This window comes from Thiocapsa imhoffii (assembly GCF_016583985.1).
Classification (GTDB): Bacteria; Pseudomonadota; Gammaproteobacteria; order Chromatiales; family Chromatiaceae; genus Thiocapsa; species Thiocapsa imhoffii.
Window position 1 is genome coordinate 55486 of record NZ_NRSD01000015.1, and the last position, 14992, is coordinate 70477.

Annotated in this window: 11 protein-coding genes; 7 read left to right on the top strand and 4 right to left on the bottom strand. The window is 62.6% G+C overall.

The features are described from left to right. Positions 1-96: 96 nt before the first annotated feature. The 5 genes from CKO25_RS13955 to CKO25_RS13975 all read left to right on the top strand — a co-directional run bounded on the left by CKO25_RS13955 (position 97) and on the right by CKO25_RS13975 (position 8380). Positions 97-4026 (top strand): efflux RND transporter permease subunit, encoded by a 3930-nt coding sequence (locus CKO25_RS13955; protein WP_200388558.1) that lies wholly within the window; start codon positions 97-99, stop codon positions 4024-4026. Positions 4027-4965: 939 nt separating this feature from the next. After that, positions 4966-5730: a hypothetical protein gene (locus CKO25_RS13960; protein WP_200388559.1), complete on the top strand. Its 765-nt coding sequence runs from the start codon at positions 4966-4968 to the stop codon at positions 5728-5730. A 115-nt stretch (positions 5731-5845) separates the two neighbouring features. Beyond that, the gene (locus tag CKO25_RS13965) at positions 5846-6478 is read left to right on the top strand and encodes a nucleotide-binding protein (protein WP_200388560.1); all 633 of its coding nucleotides are present in this window, start codon (positions 5846-5848) and stop codon (positions 6476-6478) included. 335 nt (positions 6479-6813) lie between these two features. Continuing rightward, positions 6814-7359 carry a hypothetical protein gene (locus CKO25_RS13970; RefSeq protein WP_242467617.1) on the top strand — a complete coding sequence of 182 codons (546 nt, stop codon included), beginning with the start codon at positions 6814-6816 and terminating at the stop codon, positions 7357-7359. 40 nt (positions 7360-7399) lie between these two features. Beyond that, the gene (locus tag CKO25_RS13975) at positions 7400-8380 is read left to right on the top strand and encodes a 5'-nucleotidase (protein WP_242467618.1); all 981 of its coding nucleotides are present in this window, start codon (positions 7400-7402) and stop codon (positions 8378-8380) included. Here CKO25_RS13975 and CKO25_RS13980 read toward each other — a convergent pair. Together CKO25_RS13980 and epmB are read right to left on the bottom strand one after the other, a co-directional pair. Then, positions 8377-10185 carry an EAL domain-containing protein gene (locus tag CKO25_RS13980; RefSeq protein ID WP_200388561.1) on the bottom strand — a complete coding sequence of 603 codons (1809 nt, stop codon included), beginning with the start codon at positions 10183-10185 and terminating at the stop codon, positions 8377-8379. The two genes, CKO25_RS13975 and CKO25_RS13980, sit on opposite strands and share 4 nt — an antisense overlap. A 154-nt stretch (positions 10186-10339) precedes the next feature. Continuing rightward, entirely contained in the window at positions 10340-11410 is a 1071-nt protein-coding gene (epmB, locus tag CKO25_RS13985) for an EF-P beta-lysylation protein EpmB (protein ID WP_200388562.1), read from the bottom strand. 34 nt (positions 11411-11444) lie between these two features. Here epmB and efp point away from each other — a divergent pair, with 34 nt between their 5' ends. Together efp and epmA are read left to right on the top strand one after the other, a co-directional pair. Beyond that, the gene (gene efp, locus CKO25_RS13990; protein ID WP_200388563.1) at positions 11445-12017 is read left to right on the top strand and encodes an elongation factor P; all 573 of its coding nucleotides are present in this window, start codon (positions 11445-11447) and stop codon (positions 12015-12017) included. A gap of 52 nt (positions 12018-12069) precedes the next feature. Beyond that, positions 12070-13062, top strand: coding sequence for an EF-P lysine aminoacylase EpmA (epmA, locus tag CKO25_RS13995; RefSeq protein WP_200388564.1), 993 nt, complete (start codon positions 12070-12072; stop codon positions 13060-13062). Positions 13063-13117: 55 nt separating this feature from the next. Here epmA and CKO25_RS14000 read toward each other — a convergent pair whose 3' ends face one another. Both CKO25_RS14000 and bioB read right to left on the bottom strand, forming a co-directional pair. Then, positions 13118-13744 carry a hypothetical protein gene (locus CKO25_RS14000; RefSeq protein WP_242467619.1) on the bottom strand — a complete coding sequence of 209 codons (627 nt, stop codon included), beginning with the start codon at positions 13742-13744 and terminating at the stop codon, positions 13118-13120. Positions 13745-13900: 156 nt separating this feature from the next. Continuing rightward, positions 13901-14968 carry a biotin synthase BioB gene (bioB, locus tag CKO25_RS14005; RefSeq protein WP_200388606.1) on the bottom strand — a complete coding sequence of 356 codons (1068 nt, stop codon included), beginning with the start codon at positions 14966-14968 and terminating at the stop codon, positions 13901-13903. Positions 14969-14992: the final 24 nt, after the last annotated feature.

Below are 14992 nucleotides of genomic sequence, written 5' to 3' on the forward strand. Positions count from 1 at the left end.
ACCTCTATCTTGCACCCGTCGGGAGGTCGCAACCGCGGCCGCCCCGGCATCGATGTCGCAGTGATGCGGCCCCGGCCGGTTTAATCTGGATTCGACATGAGCCAAGACGTCACATCCCCCCCGCAGGAGCGTCAGGAACCCGCTTACGACGAGGACAGCCTCGGGATTGCCGGGCGAACTGCCCGTTTCTTCATTCGCTCGCCCCTCTCGCCGCTCTTCTACGTGGCGATGCTCCTGATGGGGCTGTTGGGTCTCATTCTGACGCCGCGTCAGGAAGACCCACAGATCTCGGTCCCCATGATCGACATCATGGTGCAGTACCCCGGAGCCTCGGCGCAGCAGGTCGCCAACATGGCGATGCAGCCGCTCGAGCGCATGATGAGTGAGATTCCGGGGGTCAAGCACGTCTATTCGGCATCCGAGCGTGGTCAGGGCATCGTGACCATCGAGTTCGAAGTCGGTGAGTCGATGGGGCCGTCGTTGGTCAAGGTCAACGACAAGATCGCGTCGAACATGGACAAGATCCCGCCTGGCGTCATGTCACCGCTGGTGAAAAGTAAGGGGATCGATGATGTGCCGATCGTCACCCTGACCATCTGGTCAAAAGACCTCGATGGCGATGGCATTCCGGATGTCGATGATGGTCAGTTGCGTCTGCTTGCCCAGGATGTGTTGCAAGCGGTGAAGCAGGTGAAGGATACCGGGAATGCCTTCATCGTGGGTGGGCGACGCGAGGTGGTGACCGTCGATGTGTTGCCTGAGCGTCTGTCGGGGCATGGGGTCAGTCTCGATCAGGTCGCCCAGACCCTGATCAGTGCCAATGCCGAGCAGGTCGCGGGCGGGCTCGAGGCGAGCGGTGCGCGGTTCTCGGTCACGACCGGAGCCTTCCTGACCGGGGTCGAGGACATCAGCCGGCTCGTCGTCGGCACCTTCAACGACCGGCCGGTCTATATCCACGACATCGCACGGGTCGAACAGGGTCCGGAAGATGCGCGCGAGCTGGTTGCCTATTACAGCGGCCCCGCGGCGGAGGTGGAGGATCGCGCCGATGGGCGCCCCGCCGTGACCATCGCGATCGCGAAAAAGGAACTGACCAACGGGGTGACCGTTGCCAATGCCATCATCGAGCGCGTGGAGGAACTGAAGGGGCACCGCATCCCGGCGAATGTCGAGGTCAGCATCACCCGCAACTATGGTGCCTCGGCGGATCAGAAGGTTTCGGAGTTGATCGGAAAACTGATCAAGGCCACCTTCTTCGTTGTCATCCTGGTGCTCCTCGCCTTCCGGGCGATCCGCCCCGCGATCGTGGTCATGCTCGTGATCCCGGTCGTGCTCTTCATGACCGTCTTCGTCGCCTGGGTGGCGAACTACACGATCGATCGAGTCAGCCTCTTCGCACTCATCTTCTCGATCGGAATTCTCGTCGATGATGCGATCGTGGTGGTCGAGAACATCTACCGACGCTGGCTCGAAGAGGGACGGACCGACGAGGACACCGCCATCGACGCCGTGCGGGAGGTCGGAAACCCCACCATCCTGGCGACCTTCACCGTGATCGCGGCGTTGCTGCCCATGGGTTTCGTCAGTGGCATGATGGGGCCTTACATGGCCCCGATCCCGGTGCTCGGCTCGGTGGCGATGTTCATCTCGCTGTTCGCCGCCTTCGTCTTCACGCCTTATTTCGCGATCTCCAAATGGTTGCGTCCCTCCATGCGCTATCTGGAAGCGGCGGAGAAGCGTGAGCATAAGGAAGCGGAGAATCTTGAGAAGATCTATCGCCGGGTGCTGACGCCATTGATCGAGAACCGGCGCAAGCGTCTCGTCTTCAAGCTCGTCCTCTGGGGCACCTTCCTCTTCACCCTGTCCTTTTTCTACTTCCAGTGGGTCGCGGTGAAGATGCTCCCGCTGGACAACAAGCCCGAATTCTCGGTCGTCCTCGATATGCCGGAGGGCACGGCACTGCCGGTGACGGCCAATCTCGCGCACCGCATGGCGGACAAGCTCCGCGGTATCCCCGAGGTGACCGCGATCCAGCTCTACGCGGGGACGGCACGGCCATTCGATTTCAATGGCATGGTGCGGCACTACTATCTGCGCTCGGATCCGTGGCAGGGTGAAATCCAGGTTCAGTTGACCGACAAGAACGAACGCCAACGCACCAGTCACGAGATCGCGGTCGAGGCGCGTGATCTGCTCGGCACCCTCGTCGAGGGAACCGGCGCGACCATCGCGGTCGTCGAGATGCCGCCGGGGCCGCCGGTGCTCCAGTCGGTCGTCGCCGAGGTGTATGGCCCCACGCCAGAACTGCGGCGCCAATTCGCGCGTGATCTGACCGAGTTCTTCCGACAAGCCGAAAGTACCCGGGACGTCGACAATTATTTGCGCGGTGCCTTTGATTATTGGCGCTTCAATGTCGACACCGAGAAGGCGGTCAGGCGTGGGATCTCGGTGGATACCATCAATCGCAATCTGGCCATGGCCCTTGGCGGCTCGCCAATCGGCGACATCAAGCCGCAGACGGGTCGCCAGATCGGCCATGAGCCGGTGCAGATCATCCTCCAGGTTCCGCTCGCCGAACGGTCGCAGATCGAGCGTCTTGGGGACTTGCCGATCCTGTCCAGTCAAGGCATCACGGTGCCGCTGCGTGAACTTGGTGAATTCCAGTTGACGCCGGAAGAGGACATCATCTTCCACAAGGATCTGCGCCCGGTCGAATACGTGGTCGCCGACGTCGGTGGGCGTCTCGCTGCCCCGGTCTATGCCATGTTCCAAATCGAGCGGCTCCTGCGCGAGCAGAACTACATCGCGCCGGATGGCACCAAGCCGCAGGGCGACGAGAACATGGACGATGCCATCTTCTGGGTCGGCGCACCGCCTGACAGCACGCGTCTCGCCTGGACCTGGGCCGGGGAGTGGACCGTGACCTATGAAACCTTCCGGGACATGGGCGCGGCCTTCGCCGTGGCGCTGGTGCTCATTTATATCCTGGTGGTCTGGGAGTTCGGGAATTTCCGCATCCCGCTCGTGATCATGGCGCCGATTCCGCTGACCCTGCTGGGGATCATTCCCGCGCATGCCATCATGTTCAATCTTGGCTTGGGAGGTGAGTTCACGGCGACCTCCATGATTGGCTGGATCGCTCTCGCGGGGATCATCGTGCGCAACTCCATCCTGTTGGTCGATTTTGCGATCCACGAGATTCAAAAGGGTGTCCCCGTCGCCGAGGCCATGATTCGCTCCTGCAAGATCAGAACGCGGCCGATCGTGATCACCGCGCTGGCCTTGGTGGCTGGGTCGAGCGTGATCATTACCGATCCGATCTTCCAGGGGATGGCGATCTCGCTCTTGTCCGGGGTGCTGGTGTCGACCGTGCTGACCCTGATCGTGATCCCCTTGGGTTGCGTGGCCGCGGGCGATGATATGTGCCGCGTGGCGGTGGCCGCGGCCCCATCCGGGACAAGCCTGCCCTGTCAGCTCGAGGCCGATACGAAGCCCACGACACCGCGTCGTCCCGCCGGGGGGGTGAGTGGTTTCTTCGGCAAGCTGGTTGAGTTCTTCATCCTCGCGCTCTATGCGCTGCGCGGGATTGGTCTGCTGCTGTTCGAGGCGATCAAGTCGGTCTTCAAATCGAAATCGAAGCCGGAACCGAAGCGCCCGTCGACTCCCATCGCGTCCTCGCCGGAGACGGCCGCCACGCGCGGGTCTTCAGCAGCCTCCGCCGCCGGTACGAATCCAAGCCCGGCGGTAGCGCGCGACGCGGTGGTGAGCACCCCGTCGACCACGGTTGTTGCACCACCCGCGGCGGACGAGGCGGATGCGCCCAAGACGCCGGCCACGCCCAGGAAGGCGGCGACCAAAAAGACCACGACGCGGAAGACGGCGACCAAGAAGACGGCGACCAAGAAAGCCGCTCCGAAGTCCGGGTCATCCGCCGCGGACAAGTCGTCACAGTCGGTGCAGAAGAAGGCCCCGCGACGTGGCATTCGTTTGAAGATCGATGACGAGGGCGAGTCAACCGATCGGTAGATCACTCACCGATCGGTGATAAGCGGCGCGCCACGGGGAACGCACGGCCGATCAACAGCAGTCAGGATGGAATGCCGTGCGACCGAGGAGACGCCTATTGGATATGGCCCCGCGATGGGTTCTGGTCATGACCTGGATCGTGATCAGTGCGTCGGTGAGCGCCCAATCCGCCTGGGACCGGTCATCCACTCCCGATTGGGGTGGTGATGCAGGTGAGTCCGGCCGTGGCGCGACGGCTTCGCGACCATCGTGGCAGGAGGCGAGCCCGGCGCCCTGGGGGGCTCCTTCCCGGCGGCAGTGGTCAGGCGAGGATCCGAGTGGATGGCAGGCTCCGACCTGGCCGCCCGGTGATCTCCGTTGGGAGCAACCGGCGCCCGCTCGTGTCGAGTCGTCGCCACAGTGGGAACGGGAGTCAATTCAATACCGCTTCCGCGGCGATCCAATGCCTGGCGCGGGTCCGGCCAGGGAGTTTGACGCCCAGAGCGGCTACCGGTTTCGACCCTTGTCTCCGGCTGAGTCGAGTCGCGGTGTGGACACACCCGGTTGGAGGCCGCTGGAGCCGAGCATGTCCCAGTCGTCTCGCGAGGATCCCAGCAACTGGCGGGATCCCGCGAGCGGATGGCGAGGCGGATCCTCGGGGGGCTTGATGGATGCCCTGAGCCCCCCGCCGCCGAGTCTGGGTTACGAGGGGGTTCCTTGGCCCTAGAGAGGCGCGGTGAGCAGGGCCTGGCACCGGGGGTAGCCCGCTTGTGGAGGGCGCCGAATTGCCCCAATCTGTATCCGTGAACCGATGATTCGACGCGCAATGGACACCGCGCCTATTGATGCGACCCATTGAATTGAAATGGGTTTCGCTGTGGGGTCGGGGGTGTGACAGCACGGCCACCCTGCGTACGAGAAAGAAGATTGACCACCGAACGACGCGAGGACAAGATGAAGATGACAAAACAACAGCCCATGATCATGTGTTTCGCGCTTGCGTCCCTCTTCGTGGGAAACGTTCAAGCCGACCTGTCTGGAGTGCAGTTTTCCGCCGACATGATCAGCAGTGGTCCGGACGGTCAGACGACCGCTGGCAAGATGTTCGTCGGTGAGGGGCGGATGCGGATGGAGATGACCCAGCAGGGTCAAAACGTCATTCGCATCAGCGACCAGAACCGTGGTGTTGAGTGGATCCTCTTCCCTGAACAACAGTCGTATCTCGAACAGGTCGCGCCACCCGGCTCCGAGGGCCTGGCCCCGGCGCCATCGGCTGAAACCAATCCTTGTGCCAATCTACCCGGCCTCACCTGCACGCGCGCTGGGGAGGAGGATGTCGCGGGTCGCCCGGCGGTGAAATGGGAGATGGTCATGACCCATGAAGGTCAGACGATGCAGGGGGCGCAATGGATCGACCGCGAACGGGGATTACCGCTGCGGCACGAGATGCCCAATGGCGAAACGATGGAGTTGTCCCTGATTGGCACCGAGACGGTCGAGGGTCGTCAGGTGGAGAAATGGGAGATGATCACAAGCGTGCCCGACCAGGCACCGAGCCGGACCTTCCAGTGGTATGACCCGCAACTGAAGCTTTCGGTACGCGAGGAATTTCCGGGCGGCTATGTGCGCGAGTTGACCAGCATCCGAATTGCCGAGCAACCCGATCATCTCTTCACTCTGCCGGCTGGCTATCAGCGCATGGAGATGCCGCAGCCGACGAACTGAGACCTGACTTGAGACCGCGGTCGTGCCCCTGACCGCGGCTTCGATCCGAGCCCATCCGTGGCGTCAGGCCCCGGCAGGACGGGGTCCTGCGACAGAGTTGATTTGGAACCAAGCCATGATCACGATCATCGGGAGCCTGAAAGGTGGCTCGGGGAAGAGCACCCTAACCTTCAATCTCGGCGTTTGGCTCTCGATGGCCGGTGTCAAGGTTCAACTCATTGATGCCGACCCACAGGCCACGCTAAGCGACGTGATCGACGTTCGCCGCGAGGAGGGATTCGACCCGACGTTGAGCGTCCTCGACAAGCAGGGCCTGAGTCTTGAACAACTCCATGCGGCTGATGAGACGATCGTCGATGTTGGGACCTCGGACATGGATAGTCTGCGCACCGCGCTTGCGCGTTGTGATCGAGTGGTGGTCCCCGTTCCCCCCTCGCAGGCCGATATCTGGTCGACGCAGCGGTTCATTCAACTGATCTCAGCGGTCGAACGCGCCGCTCCGCCCGAGATTCTGGGATTCATCAATCGGGGTGATACCCATCATGCCGTGCGCGAGACCAACGAGGCCGCCGCGGCACTGGTCTCGCTGCCGGGAATTCGCTTCATCAAACCGCGACTGTCCCAGCGAACGGTCTTTCGGCGGTCGTTCAGTGAGGGCCTGGCGGTGTTCGAACTCGAATCGCGCGGCAAGGCAGCGCGTGAGTTCCTGAGCCTGGCGGCATCCCTCTATCCCCATATGGTGAGCTAGCACGGCTGGCGGACGCCGGCGGCACTCTCGAGTGCCTCTGGAATCGGGACGTGGCCGAACCGCTGTCGGAACCCAGTGTGCGTGTGCGGGTCCGATTCCCTAGGGGTGCGCCGATACCGGGACCTCAGCTTGAGCAATTTGAGCTTTCTGTTAAGATCTCAGATGCTTAGTCGGTTGCCTAGACCCTGGGTCCGATCCGCCACGCGGGTTGGACCAAACTGGCGATCGTCATGGCTTGAGGATTGATCAAGGGTGAGGGAGGGTCAAAGAGCATCCCTCTCCGCCGAGACAGAGATCGAGCGAGCCACCACATCGAACACGAGCCGGCCCGAGCCATGTCGCAACACGAGAACTCCGCAAGCACGTCCTCAACCTCCGGGCCGGAGCAGCCGCCACAGGCGGAAACCGAAGTGCTCGCGGCAGGGGTGACGGAGACGCAACTCCATGCCTTTGCCATTGAACGCCTGTCCCAGGCATTCGAGACCAGTGCCAAACGCTGGGAATTGATCGTCTATCCGTCGCTCTTTGCGTTCATCATCCTGGCCGCCTACGGTTTTTATCTGGTGTTCAGCCTCGCGAAGGACGTCCACTATCTCGCCATCAGCGTCGACACCAACATGACGGTGCTGGCGAGCAACATGCAGTCCATCTCCGACAACATGAGTCAGATGAGTTCGAATGTGCGCACCATGGCGGTGAGCGTCGACTCGATGGCGCGCGATGTGAACACACTCGAACCCATGCTGACGAGCATTCAAACGATGGATCGTTCCATGCAGAATATGACGCATTCGACCTCCTCGATGCGCAATGACATGGCGGTCATGAATCAAAGCATCAGTCGTCCCATGCAATTCATGAATTGGTTCATGCCGTGGTGAGGGGCGTCCGTGCCTCGATGGACCGACCGTTTTGCACGGCATGATGCCGAAGCTGGACGACACCACAGCTGAACCGGTTAAGCTGATCGTCGCCATCTCCTCACGGGCGCTGTTCGATCTCAGTGACTCGCATCGGGTGTTCGAGACCGAGGGGGTGGATGCCTATCGGGCCTATCAGGTCGCCCACGAGAACGACATTCTCGCCCCTGGGGTTGCATTCACCCTGGCTAGGAAGCTCCTGAATCTCAGTGCGCGGCTCGGTGATCGCGGGCGTGTCGAGGTCATCCTCATCTCGCGAAACAGCTCCGATACGGGTCTGCGCATCCTGACTTCGGCGCATCATCATGGTTTAACGATCACGCGCGCGGCCTTTACGGGCGGGGCAAGCCCCTATCGGTATGTCGCCGCGTTTGGCGCCGATCTCTTCTTGTCCGCGGACCCGCGAGATGTCCGCTCGGCCTTGCGTGCGGGCTGCGCGGCCGCGACGGTTCGATCCGCGACCATCCCGCCGGAGTCGAGCGCCGATGAGCAGAGTCATGACCAGGTTCGCATCGCCTTCGACGGAGATGCCGTCCTGTTCTCGGACGACGCGGAGCAACTCTTCCGTCGCGAGGGTCTAGATGCCTTCAATGAACGGGAGCTCGCCGCCGCGCATGATCCGCTGCCGGGTGGGCCGTTCAAGGGGTTATTGGTGGCGATCCACCAAATCCAGTCACTCTTCTCTCCCGCTGATGCCCCGTTGCGTACCGCATTGGTGACCTCGCGCGGCGCCCCCTCGCATGAGCGGGTGATTCGCACCCTGCGTGCCTGGGATATCCGGATCGATGAGGCACTCTTTCTCGGCGGTCTCGGTAAGGGACGGTTCCTGGCCGCGTTCGATGCGGATATCTTTTTTGATGATCAGCGCGCGCATTGCGACGTCGCCAGTCAACATGTCGCGACCGGACATGTCCCGCACGGCATTGCGAATGCCGAGGAATGGGATCCCGCGGACAGCCAAACAGGTGACCGGGACCACTAAGCCTGGAGTTCGAGGGTCGGCACCGGTCGTTGCAGAAAATTGCCCTGGACATAGTCCACCCCGGCGGTCCAAAGCACCGTCAACGCCTCGGCATCCTCGACGCCCGTCGCGATACTTTTCAGGTTGAACTCGCGCGCCAACTGAGCGAGGGCGGTCAGTCGTTGTTGTTTGGCAGGATCCCCCGCCAGCTCGCGCCCATAATCGGGAGTGAAGACGACGAAATCCGCGGGCAATGCTTGGAGGATCATTTCCGGTCGTTCGTGACGACCGAATCGATTGATGGCCACCTGACACTTGATCTGTTTGAGCGCGTTGATCAGGGTTGCGAGGCTGGCTAAGTTGTCCAGGATGAGTTCTTCCTGGAACTGGAAGGCCAGCCAATTGCCGCGAATGTCGAACTCGCGCAGACAGTCGCAGATGTGCACGATAATGTTGGGATTGCGGAAGGTGTCCTCCGCGAGATTGATGAAAAAGCGCAGTTTGTGTCCGGCTTGGCGTTGCTCGGCGAGGACGCGGATGGCTTCACGGACGGCCCATGTATCGATTTTTTCGATCAAACCACGGCGAATGGCCGCGCCGATAAAATCCTTCGCCTCGAGGAGTTCACCCTGCTCGTCGAGGAGGCGCACGAAGACGCTGTAGTTTTCTCGATTGTCGCCCATCAGGCTGATGATGGGCTGATACACGAGTTTAAATTGCTCGGTACCGATCGCCGCCGCGATCTTCTCGGCGAGCGCCGAATCTCCATCGACGGAACCCTGTTTCGCGCGCGCCGCGAGTGAAGTCGGAGTTTGCATGCCGGCCCCGTCCGGCGCGGACGAAGTGGCGACGGCGCGATAGAGACAGAGCCGATGCGCCGCGTTGAGAATGTCCTCCCCGTCGGCGGCACGCCCCTTCACCAGGTAATACCCCACTTCGCAATTGGGCTCGGCCGTGTCTCTACTCGCTGCTGGTTGGAGTAAATGAACCTGACTGCGAATGCGTTCGGCAATCTTCTCCGCCGCCTTTTCATTCAACCCGTCGTAGAGCATCGCATAGCCATCCTCACTGGCGCGCACCAGCAGGTGTCGCGTGCCGATCAGGGATCGTAACTCAGGGCCGAGTCGGTCGAAGAGGGCTACGGCATGCGTCAGCCCGAGGTCACGCAGCAATTCGGCATGGCGCCGCAATTGAATAAAGAAGACGCCGAATGCGCTTGGGACGCTGCGATCCGGGCCAAGGCGGGCATCGATCTCGGCAAAGAGGCGTGCACGTCCCATCTCCGCGACCTGCATGATCTCATCTGGATCACTGAAGGGTTCCTCGGGTGGCGCTAGCGCTGGCGTGGTTTGGTCCTGCAACTGCTCGATCAATTCACGCTGACGTTGTTCACACTGCTGCAGACGTGAGGCGAGGGTGATCGCGTGGCGGCGATGGCGCAGTTCGGACGCCGCGCGCCGGAGTCGCCAGATGAGCAGACGCTCCGGTGCCGCCGCCGGCACCAGATCAGTCGCGCCCACCGCAAGCGCTCGTTGGAGATCTTCGCCGGTCGGTTCGTGCTCGACCAGGACGATCAGCGGGACATCGCCCCCGGATGCGCCGCGCGCATGGAGGGCCTGATCGAGCGCGGCATCCGCGAAGTGATCCCAGAGCAGAACGATGTCGAAGGCGCGACGCGAGAGTAAGCTGCTGATCCGATCCGTGCGGTCGGTCACCAAGGCCCTGGTCTCGGTCCCCGTGGCGCGCAGACCCGCGACCAGGCGTTCTGCCGCGGACCTGTCCTTGGTCAACAGCAGCAGGGTGAGCAATGGGGTTTGCGGGGCCATGAATCTGTGTTGTTCCCAATCCAGACGGATGACGGACGATGCGAACGGATCGCGATCGCCGACGCGCACGGTGAGGCCGCTGCTGAACCAGATGCCACCTCGCCACTCAGCAGCGGGGGTGTCTTCCCGTGGTTGCTCGAGGGTGAGCGTTGGATTATGGGTCCTCAGGGTCGTTGAGGGAAACCCCAGGATTCAATAGGCGGCTAAACCACCCATCGCTGGACACAGGCATCTTGGCGAATGCACCCGGGTGTTCCCGCACGAGCCTCGGCATTAGATAGCCGGATAAACGTGTGCGCAGGCGTTCCTCCAAGATCAAGGCGTCGCGGTCGGTGACCGCGAAGTGTGCGGCCCCCTGCACGGGGTCGAGTTGGTGGAGATAGTAGGGCAGGGTGCTACAGGAGAAGAGACGCTCGCTCAGTGCCTCCAAGGTCGCGACCTGGTCATTCACGCCGCGCAGCAGCACACTCTGGTTGAGCAGTGTGATCCCACCCCGGCGCAGACGCCGCAGGGCGTGCTCAGCCGCCACGCCGAGCTCGTTCGGATGATTGGCATGGATGACGACCGTCACGTCGAGACGCGTCGCACGCAATACCCGAACCAGTGACTCGGTGATGCGGGAGGGCAAGACCACCGGCAGGCGCGTATGGATACGCAGGCGGCGCAGGTGTGCGATGGCATCCAATCGGTGCAGCCAGCGCCCGAGCATCCCATCACTCAACAACAAGGGGTCCCCTCCGCTGAGAATGATCTCCCTGAGACTCTCATCCGCGCGGATCGCCGCCACCACGGCCGCCTGCCGCTGGGCGCTTGGTACCAGTCCCTCGTAGTCGAAGTGTTTGCGAAAACAGTAGCGACAATGTACGGCACAGGCGTCGGTCATGAGAATCAACGCACGCCCCGCATACTTGTGCAGCAGACCTTGCCCCCTCGCCGCGGCACCGTCGCCGACCGGGTCCAACACATAGCCAGGGGTCAGGTGCCGCTCCGCGCGCAGGGGGAGAACCTGGCGCAGCAGCGGATCCCGCGGATCCCCTCGACGCATCAAGGCCGCGAACCCGCGGGGTACGAGCAGACGGAAGTCAGCGGGCAGGAGGTCGAGGTCGGGGACCTCGGCGGCGACTAGGCCACAGGCCGCGAGCAGGTCATCGAGCCGCCGATAGGCCTCGGCAAGCTCCTGTTTCCAAGCCGATGTCTGACAAATCGTGCCGCTTCGCGGTACCATTGCGCCTTTTCGCTCCACAGTCATCGAGGACGATATGGCCTATTACAGCACCAACGAGTTCAAGGGTGGACTCAAGATCATGTTGGACGGCGATCCCTATACCATCGTCGAGAACGAATTCGTCAAGCCGGGCAAGGGTCAAGCCTTCAATCGGGTGCGCGTGCGCAACCTCAAGACCGGTCGGGTCGTCGAAAAGACCTTCAAGTCTGGTGACACGGTCGAAGCCGCGGATGTGCATGATACCGACATGCAGTATCTCTACAACGACGGCGAGGAATGGCACTTCATGGACCCGACCAGCTTCGAGCAAATGACCGCGGATGCGAACGCCGTCGGTGATGCCGCGAAGTGGATCAAGGAAGAGGACATCTGCAAGGTGACGCTTTGGAACAATGTTCCCTTAACGATCGAGGCGCCCAATTTTGTCATCTTGGCCATCACCGAAACCGATCCGGGTTTGAAAGGCGACACCTCGGGTGGCGGTGGCAAGCCCGCCACTCTAGAGACCGGGGCGGTCGTCCGGGTTCCGCTGTTCGTGCAGACCGGCGAGCTGATCAAGGTCGACACCCGTACCGGCGAATATGTCTCGCGCGCGAAGGAGACTTGAGCTGGCCGACAGGACCAGGGGCCGACTCTCGGCGACGCCTGGTGGGGGGCGGATGATGGGGCTTGATGACTGGTCCAGTTGTGCGGAGCCGAGGGTCTTGCGCGCCCGCGCCGCGATGCTCGCTCGCATCCGGGCCTTTTTCAGCGAGCGCGAGGTCCTGGAGGTCGAGACCCCGCTGCTCTCGCAGGCAGGCGCGACTGATCCGGCGCTCGCGAGTCTCTGCTGCCACGAGGCGTGCGGTGGGTCCGCCCCGGACGGCAGGGCAACGCTGTACCTTCAGACCTCCCCCGAATTTCCGATGAAACGTTTGCTGGCTGGTGGGGTTGGCTCCATCTACCAGATCTGCAAAGTGTTTCGAGCCGGGGAGCGCGGCCGTTTGCACCACCCCGAGTTCACGATGTTGGAGTGGTATCGTCCCGGCTGGACCTACCAGGCGCTGATGAATGAGCTTGCCGAGCTGGTCCGTGTCGTGCTTGAGCGACCCGCGCTTCCGGTCGCGTCCATGGGCTATCGGGATCTGTTCACGGATCACCTGGGGGTGGATCCCTGGACGAGCACCGTGGCGGATTTGCGCGCACGGGCCGCCGAGCTGGGCATTGCAGACGCGGAGCGGCTGGATCTCGATCATGACGCTTGGCTCGATCTCCTGCTCAGCGTCGGTCTGGAGCCGCGGCTCGGGTGTGACACCATGACCTTCGTGATCGACTATCCACCCAGTCAGGCCGCGCTGGCCCGCGTGCAAACGCGCGGCGAGATCGCCGTGGCCGAGCGCTTCGAACTCTATCTCGACGGCATCGAGTTGGCTAATGGCTTCCAAGAACTGACGGATGCCGCGGAGCAGCAGGCGCGTTTCATCCGTGATCGCGAGCGGCGCCAGCGCCGGGGGCTGGCGGCGATCCCACCGGATCAGCGCCTGCTCGCGGCACTCTCAGCCGGCCTGCCCGCGGCCAGTGGCGTGGCCGTCGGACTTGACCGACTCCTGATGATCGGGCTCGGCGCACAGCGGATCGATGAGGTCCTGGCCTTTCCGATCGAGCGCGCCTGATCTCCTGACAGCTCCAGCATGGTCGGTCGCCGCGCATGCGCATCACGAGGGCTGGTCAATTGGCCAGTGAATCCTGAATCGCCTTGAGGTCGAGCGCCTGAAGATATTGCTCAACGGGCGTGACATCGGCCAGCCGCGATCCCTCTGCTTGCACCAGGATGCGATTGCCCACCATGAGGGTAATCTTGTATTCATCGCTGCCCTTGGTGTGCTCGAGCATCCCCCGCTCGCCTTGGAAGGAATAGGGCTTGGTGTCCTCGCTGGACTGCATCAGCATCGGCATGGTGAGCGCCATGGTGAGCATCGGCATCATCGGTGAATCGACCATCAGGCTCAGGTTGACCTCGGCCCCATCGTCTTGGTAGTAGCGACGACTGAGATTGGTCCCGGTGATCATGGCCGCGATTCCCCCTGATTGGGATTCCGGGGCATCGGCGTTCCAGCCCTCAAGCGGTTCGGGCAGGAGCTGGAGCAGCCCGTCAGTGACCTGTTCCTGGATCTGCGAGACCGCGGCATTGAGTGTCTCGATCGACTTGCGTAGTTCTCCCGCCTCATAGTAGCGCTTGCCGGCGTCGAGTTGATCGACCACGGCATCGGCATGAGCAGCCTGGCCCAGCATCGCGAGGCTGATGAGGCCGCCGAGGGTGAGGGTGGACAGGCTCTGCTTGATCGGGGTGTTCATTCTCGGGTCTCCGGCATCTTCAGGTTGCGGTGATTGCCCGGTCCAATTCAGGACTGACGGGCAGGATGACTTGGCGCACGTTGGTTTGGGGATTCCGCCACACCATCCGGTCGCGAGTCGCGGCGAATGGGCGAGGTGAGCCATCGGAGCAGGGGGTCAAGCGGACGCTGATGGATGTGAAGGGCGCGCTCCGGGGGGCTCGGTATTCAGCGTCCGGTGGCACGCGCCGGGTTCGCTGCGCTCGGCCTCGATCGTTTCGAACGCGAGCCCAAGGCGCTCGAAGAGTCGCTGATCCCGAGCCGCCTCGGCGTTCGATGTCGTGAGTAAGCGCTCGCCGTAGAAGATGGAATTCGCCCCCGCAAGATAGCAAAGCGCCTGCAGCTCGTCGCTCATCGCCTCGCGCCCGGCGGAGAGACGCACATAGGAGGCGGGCATCATGATGCGTGCCGCGGCGATGACGCGAATGAACTCGAACGGATCAATCGGTGCGCTGTTCGCCAGCGGTGTGCCTTCGACCCGCACCAGCAGGTTGATGGGCACGGACTCAGGATGGGCGGGTAAATTCGCGAGTTGGCACAGCATGGATGCACGGTCGGCGCGCGACTCACCCATGCCGAGAATGCCCCCGCTGCAGGTCTTCAGCCCCACCGCGCGGACATGCTCAAGGGTGTCGAGGCGATCCTGGAAGGTGCGGGTGCTGATGACCTCGCCGTAGAATTCGGGTGACGTGTCCAGGTTGTGATTGTAATAGTCCAGACCGGAGGCCTTCAGACGCTGGGCCTGGGGCGCGGTGAGCATGCCGAGCGTGACACAGGTCTCCAGGCCCAGGGCATGGACACCCTCGATCATCGCGATCACGGACTCGAGATTCCGGTCCGTGGGGTTGCGCCAGGCCGCACCCATGCAAAACCGGGTTGCCCCCTGGTCGCGGGCGGTGCGTGCCGCCTCCAGCACCGCATCCAACGGCATGAGGGACGCTCGCTCCAATCCAGTACCGTGATGCGCGCTCTGCGCGCAATAGCCGCAGTCCTCCGGGCAGGCGCCGGTCTTGATACTTAAGAGGGTACTGACCTGAATGCGATTGGGGTCGAAATAGAGCCGGTGTGCGATCAGTGCGCGAAACATGAGGTCGTTAAATGGGGTGTCGAGGAGGGCCTGGACCTCCTGAAGCGACCAGTCATGACGCAAGAGCGAGCGATCGAGTGGGATGGGCTGTGGTGACATGGGCGTGATTGAGCCAAGCAAGAG